The following is a 6,614-nucleotide window of genomic DNA, read 5'->3' on the forward strand; positions in this document are numbered from 1 at the left end:
CCACTAAGAACAAAGGATGTATACAAAGTGTTAAGAATGACAGCAACATAAATAAGTCTAGGTTTTTAAGGTGCAAATATACTCCTTGAATAACCTAAAGAAACAGGGAAGCCATAGAGTGTTTACTGATAAAAGGATGTGCCACAGATAAGTAATAATTATCCTTATCTGACGAAAGAATCATAATTTCCACCACGAAGTAACATTGGGAAGTGTCGTCGATAAGCATAAAGAGGATAGCTGTCAGCCTCATCCGAAGCAGTAAAATCATACTGATGAGTGACTTGATATTGCGCAGTTGAATTGCATTCTTCTACATCCAAGTTCATTAAACAGGGCTGACCAAAAGACATTGCGATGAGTATATTGTAATAGTACTTATACCCTTGTCCTACCATATAGATTAATTCTAATCCTTCTTCTCCTGCTCTTAAATCTTCAAAACCGAACGAGTCTTCACAATCGGTGTTACGGATAACATTAGCATATACCCATTTCTTCCCTTTGTATTCAATGATAAGTAGGCGATCAGTATAGACTGAATCTGTATTACTATCAGCACCTGCTATCATGGTGACTGGTGACAATATCGCAGCAGACATCCCCTGGAATGTAGCTTCCGAACACTTCACATAAAAGTTAGAAATCGTAAAACCTCTCCATTGATAATACCCCTTGTTGTCTTTGGGGACGGAGATTCTTAGCTGTATGGTATCGTTCTGAAAGTTCATAAGATGTTGAATAGGTTTATTCAAATAATTAGCAACGGTGTCAGCAGTCATATCATAACCATCTTCATCTAATGTATTATGTGACATTCCATTACTAATTGCAATCGTATCGGGCTGGAATACTAATGCCAGGCAGTTATTTGCTAGCATCAAAAGGAATATTAATAGCTTATATTTCATTTCTATTTGATATTTAGTGTACCACTATCTCTGTGCCAAAGATATTAAAAAATCTAATAAAACAAGCATTCACATCTCTTTTTTCCACCGATGTTCTCCTTTTAAAATATGGTGATAAGGATGACTCTCTAAAATCTCAATACACAAAAGTGGGATATTATTGTTATTCAACACAAATATATTATCATTGCAAATGACGTCACTAATTATCGTCTAATCATCTCCTAAGAACAAAGGATTTATGCGAAGTGTTAAGAATGACAGCAATATAAAACAGAAATAAATATAGGTTTTTAAGGTACCAAATAACCTTGACTCTACTCTTAAGAACTGGAATCCTGCCTTCTCGTTGATAGCAATCTTACATCTACAATAGCCCAAAAATGATAACAACTTTTTTATTCTATACTTATTAGTTTACATAAAAAACATCAAGACAAAAGTTATCATTAGGACGTAAAAAAATCTTTTGAAGTACTTTTATTCAAGTAAAGCGACCTTATTGGTGGTATCATTGTAAGAAAAGGTTACTTTCTTTTTTTATACAAGCAAGCAGTTATCCGAATATAACTAACAGATAATCAGTAGTTTTAATTTTGTATTAGTTGGATATTGTTTATAATATTATTTTTTAACTCTCACGGCTAATTGGAATGTTCTATATTTGTAAACGAAAAGTTTATACTGAGTATTTATAACTCTCTTGTTAAAGACAAAATTTAGTGAAAGTATGAAAAAGAAATTGATGTTAGCATTAACACTTTTGCTTACAGGAACCCTCATGATGCATGCAAGCTATGCAGATGAAGTTACTGTACCTGGTGCAAATGCCAATGGACGTGTAGGTGCATTAATGCCTTACACACGTTACGATTCTGAGACGGCAAGGCTTGGAGGCGGAGCAACTCTTGTTAAATCCACAAACTGGAAACGCATGGATATTGCAACGCAGGCTTCTAAGCAGTCATATATAGAATTGCCTTCAAATGGTTCGTATGCTGAATGGACGATGAAGACTTCTGCCAATGGTGTTACACTGCGTTTCACATTGCCTGATACATCAAATGGTATGGGGCAAAATGGTTCATTAGATGTTTATATCAATGATAAGAAAGTGCAGACGGTTGACCTTACTTCTTATTATATGTGGCAATATTTCTCTGGTGGTCATCCTTCTGATTCAAATGATGGTGGTCCTGGATGTTTCGCCTTTGATGAGACTCACTTCCTTTTGAATAAGCCTTTACACCCTAATGACCGTATTCGTATTCAGAGTTCTGGTGCAAAAGGATTGAAATATGGTGTCGACTTCATCGAAACGGAGATTGTTCCAGAGGAGATCGAACGCCCAGCAGGTGCAATTAGTGTCACCGATTCTAAATATAAACAATATGTTCATGGCAAAGATTATCTGAAGGCTTTCGAGGAAGCTCTAAAGGATGCCGATGCAGGTTCTAAGAAGCTTTACATTCCAGCAGGTACTTATGAGCTTAGTGGTATATGGTATATGTTTGGTTCAGACGTAAAGATTACTGGTGCTGGTATATGGTACACGAACCTTAAGTTTACCAATCCTAACCAATCTGGTGGTGGTATCTCTGGCGGTAATGGCAAACATGGTCCTGATGATTACTGCAAGAACATGGACATTAGCAACTTTTACATCAATTCTAGTCTGAGAAGTCGTTATAACCAAGAAGCTGTCTACAAATGTTTCATGGATGTTTTCAAAGGTGGAAGTGCTATTCATGACATTTGGGAGGATCATTTTGAATGTGGTTTCTGGATTGCTGACTATAATGGAACGATTGATTATAGCAATAATTTGAAGATTTATAATTGTCGAATCCGCAACAACTTTGCGGATGGTGTGAACTTCTGCCAAGGAACATCAAATGCTACTGTATATAATTGTAGTATTCGCAATAATGGCGATGATGGGTTAGCAATGTGGAATGACGATTATCTAGGAGCACATGATGAGAAGAATAACACTTTCGCATATAACACAATTGAATTTATATGGCGTGCGGGTGGTATTGCCATCTATGGTGGTGACGGACATAAGGTTTACAACAACTACCTTGCTGATATGTTTATGGCATCAGGTATCCATTTGAACGACAACTTTAGAGGTCCGAAATTCCAAGCTACACAGAACATCAGCTTTGATAATAACGTGCTTGTACGTTGCGGTACGAATGATGATAGCTGGCATGAGGATCTTGCAGCCGTTGATGTCAGAGGTGGTGTGCGTAACGTAACCTTCAATAACACGAAAATATACGACTCTCCTTTCGATGCGATTCGTATAATTAAAGGTCCAACTGATATCGTATTTAAGAATACTGAGATTCTGGGGGCTTCTCTTGCGGGGCAAACAACGAAGTACTCTACATGGGAGCACTCAACAGGTGCTATCCGTTTAGAGAACGATAACGTTAAGTTCATCGATGGACTTAAGATTGCAAACGTAAGTTCTGATAAGGTTGGCAACAATCAAACATGGCCTTTATGGACTGACAATAATAAGGATCGTGCAAAGGCTGTTAACTATGATTATCTAACAGATGTAAGTTACAAAGTTCCAGAGGCACCAGAAGCTGATAAGAATCAAGGCGGTGGTCTGGTTGATCCAATGGAAGGCATTACCAACTATGACATTATGCTTAAAGGCTTACGTTGGGAGAATGCAAATGGTAATACGAATCTTAAAGAAGGTGACCAAGTAACATTCAAGACGGCAGTTGTTTCTAACAAGAACATCCCTGCAGGCGTTCGTATTGGTGTAAGAGTTACGGTGGATGGCAAAGATAGTTACATCTCAACGAACTATAAGAATGGTCTGAAAGCTAATCAGCCTATCATTATAACAACAAACACTACCTGGACAGCGCAAGCTGGCGGTCATACAATCGTCGCAGAAGTTGATTACCGCAACTATTTGACGGATGACATAAATAAGGACAATAATCTCCGAACAAAGAGATTTAATGTACTCGAATCTGCTGATGATAAAGGCTCATTCACCCCTGTAACAGGTGGTTACGACCTTGTCGTTACCAAGATTCTCATGAACAAAAAGAGTATTAAGCCAGGTGATAGAGTTAATTTCTCTGCTTATGTTGCCAATGCAGGTGATCAAGATGCACCTGCCGGTCAGCAACTAGGAGTTGAATTTATCATTGATAACAATACAAACGTTATTACGTGGTCGGATAATTACACCCAGGGTGTGAGGTCGCACGCCTTTGCGAAGGTGACGGCAAATGGTGGTCAGCAAGGAAATGAATGGGTTGCGACACCTGGTAAGCACATTGTAACAGCATGGATTGACAACTATAATGGTCGTTACGCTGGTGAGATAAATCACGACAATAACAAGTTTACCATTGAATTGAATATTCCGCTTGAGGAGATTAGATTCATCACAAATCCTGATCAGCCAGATGATTTGGGCGATGGAAAGAATACTAACACAGCAATAGAATATATCAGTGTTAGACCTCAGACTAAGGATGAGCACTATTATGACCTACAAGGTCATCGTTATGGTACAACAACTGAGGGCTTAAAGAAGGGTATTTACATCCATAATGGTAAGAAGATTGTTGTCATGTAATATGACAAATAAGTAGAATTACTCTTCGATAAAAACAAATCATAAGGTCGGTTGGAACTTTCTCCAACCGCCTTTTTTTATGCGTTCATCATATTTGACAAATCAAATAATATCTTCACGAAAGAAACCTGTAATAGAAAAGAAATTAACAATGGCAGGTCTTAAAAAAAACGATACTACCTTTTCATGAAAACGATAGTACTTTTTCTTTGAAACGATAGTACTTTTTCTTTGAAACGATAGTACCTTTTTTAGAAACGATATTTGCATAATTTTACGGGGCTTGACCATCCCTAAAAAACATACTATCAACATCGAAAGTTATACGGAAATATCATTCCAAAAGGAATAAAAGAATCGCATTCAAGCAAGGCAATTAAGCTTTATGATAGGATTGGATAAACAAAATCCCTTTAGATTCTTCCAGAAACATTATGACAGAACTGATAGAATTATACTCATTTATGTAAAGAATAGAGTCGTATCATTACACATTATTGGGTTGATATGACTCTTTTTGATTAAGTAAAAGTATTATATCTTAGGAACTGTCTCTAGGTTCTTTTTAATTTCCTCATCCGACAGCGTATAGTTTCTCAAATCACCATTAATATAATTATCGTAAGCAGTCATATCAATAAGCCCATGACCTGATAGATTGAAGAGAATAACCTGCTGCTTGCCCTCTTCTTTTGCCTTATTTGCTTCACGTATTGCTGCTGCGATTGCATGACAACTCTCAGGTGCGGGAATGATTCCTTCTGTGCGCGAAAAGAGAATACCTGCCTCAAATGTCTCTAATTGTGGGATGTCGACCCCATGCATATAGCCATCTTTTATCAGCTGACTGACGATGACACCAGCACCATGATAGCGCAAACCTCCTGCATGGATATTGGCGGGTTTGAAATCGTGACCTAATGTGAACATTGGCAATAAGGGAGTATAGCCAGCTTCATCACCAAAATCATATTCAAACTTACCTCTTGTCAGCTTGGGACAACTATTAGGTTCTGCTGCAATGAACTCCGTTTTCTTACCATCGAAGATGTTATGACGCATAAAGGGGAAAGCAATTCCTCCAAAGTTACTACCTCCACCGAAACAAGCAATTACCTTATCGGGATATTCTCCCGCCATTTCCATTTGTTTCTCAGCCTCAAGCCCAATAATCGTCTGATGTAATGTTACATGATTCATCACAGAACCTAAAGTATATTTACAACTTGGAGTTGTTGTTGCTAGTTCAATAGCCTCAGAGATAGCTGTTCCCAAGGAACCAGGATGAGTGGGATCACGTGTAACAATATCTTTTCCAGCACGCGTTGACATAGAGGGCGACCCTTCGACCATAGCTCCAAAGGTACGCATGATGAGCGAACGATAAGGTTTCTGTTGCATTGATATCTTCACTTGATAGACTGCTGCCTCTAATCCAAAGACTTTCGCAGCATAAGACAAGGCTGCACCCCATTGCCCAGCGCCAGTTTCCGTCGTAACATTGGTAACTCCTTCCTTCTTACAATAGTAGCATTGTGGAATAGCGGAGTTTACTTTGTGCGAACCTAAAGGATTTACACTTTCATTCTTAAAATAAATGTGGGCAGGCGTATCCAATGCTTTTTCTAAAGCGTAGGCACGTACAAGCGGAGTGGAACGATAATACTTATACATATCCAGTACCTCTTCTGGAATATCTATCCATGCGTGTTCTGTATCTAACTCCTGTTTAGAACATTCTTTACTGAATATCTTTGCAAGATCATCTACTCGCATAGGCTCATGAGTAGCAGGATTTAGCGGTGCAAGTGGCTTGTTCGGCATATCTGCCTGGATGTTATACCACTGCGTAGGGATATCTTTTTCTTCAAGAAGAAATCTTTTTTGGTGTGCCATAACGATATCTTTTTAATATTTGACAATACTTGTTGTTATCAGACTATAACAATCGCAAAGATACAAAAATGAAATATTAAAAGATATTGCTGTCCGGTAAACCTTTTCCACATATAAAAGTTAAGGGCTAAAATCCGTATTTGGATTTCAGCCCTTTTTGTTACTTTTGTTTCTGCGATAAAACT

At 38.0% G+C, this 6,614-nt stretch carries 3 protein-coding genes; 1 reads left to right on the forward strand and 2 read right to left on the reverse strand.

Going from position 1 to position 6,614, the window contains the following annotated elements; genetic code table 11:
* Positions 1 to 164: 164 nt before the first annotated feature.
* Positions 165 to 911 (reverse strand): hypothetical protein, encoded by a 747-nt coding sequence (locus tag O3603_RS09455; protein WP_371522438.1) that lies wholly within the window; start codon positions 909 to 911, stop codon positions 165 to 167.
* A 730-nt stretch (positions 912 to 1,641) separates the two neighbouring features.
* Here O3603_RS09455 and O3603_RS09460 point away from each other — a divergent pair.
* The gene (locus O3603_RS09460; protein ID WP_371522439.1) at positions 1,642 to 4,533 is read left to right on the forward strand and encodes a right-handed parallel beta-helix repeat-containing protein; all 2,892 of its coding nucleotides are present in this window, start codon (positions 1,642 to 1,644) and stop codon (positions 4,531 to 4,533) included.
* A 534-nt stretch (positions 4,534 to 5,067) separates the two neighbouring features.
* Here the strand turns inward: O3603_RS09460 and O3603_RS09465 are convergent.
* A complete protein-coding gene (locus O3603_RS09465) occupies positions 5,068 to 6,429 on the reverse strand; it encodes a TrpB-like pyridoxal phosphate-dependent enzyme (RefSeq protein ID WP_371522441.1) in 1,362 nt (453 codons plus the stop codon).
* Positions 6,430 to 6,614: the final 185 nt, after the last annotated feature.

It is taken from the genome of Prevotella sp. 20925_1_30, assembly GCF_041433025.1.
GTDB classification, from domain to species: Bacteria; Bacteroidota; Bacteroidia; order Bacteroidales; family Bacteroidaceae; genus Prevotella; species Prevotella vespertina.

What these genes read in the sequence shown, in the direction of transcription:
- O3603_RS09465 (WP_371522441.1), bottom strand. Translation starts at nt 6,429, where the DNA reads ATGGCACACCAAAAAAGATTTCTTCTTGAAGAAAAAGATATCCCTACG.
- O3603_RS09460 (WP_371522439.1), top strand. Translation starts at nt 1,642, where the DNA reads ATGAAAAAGAAATTGATGTTAGCATTAACACTTTTGCTTACAGGAACC.
- O3603_RS09455 (WP_371522438.1), bottom strand. Translation starts at nt 911, where the DNA reads ATGAAATATAAGCTATTAATATTCCTTTTGATGCTAGCAAATAACTGC.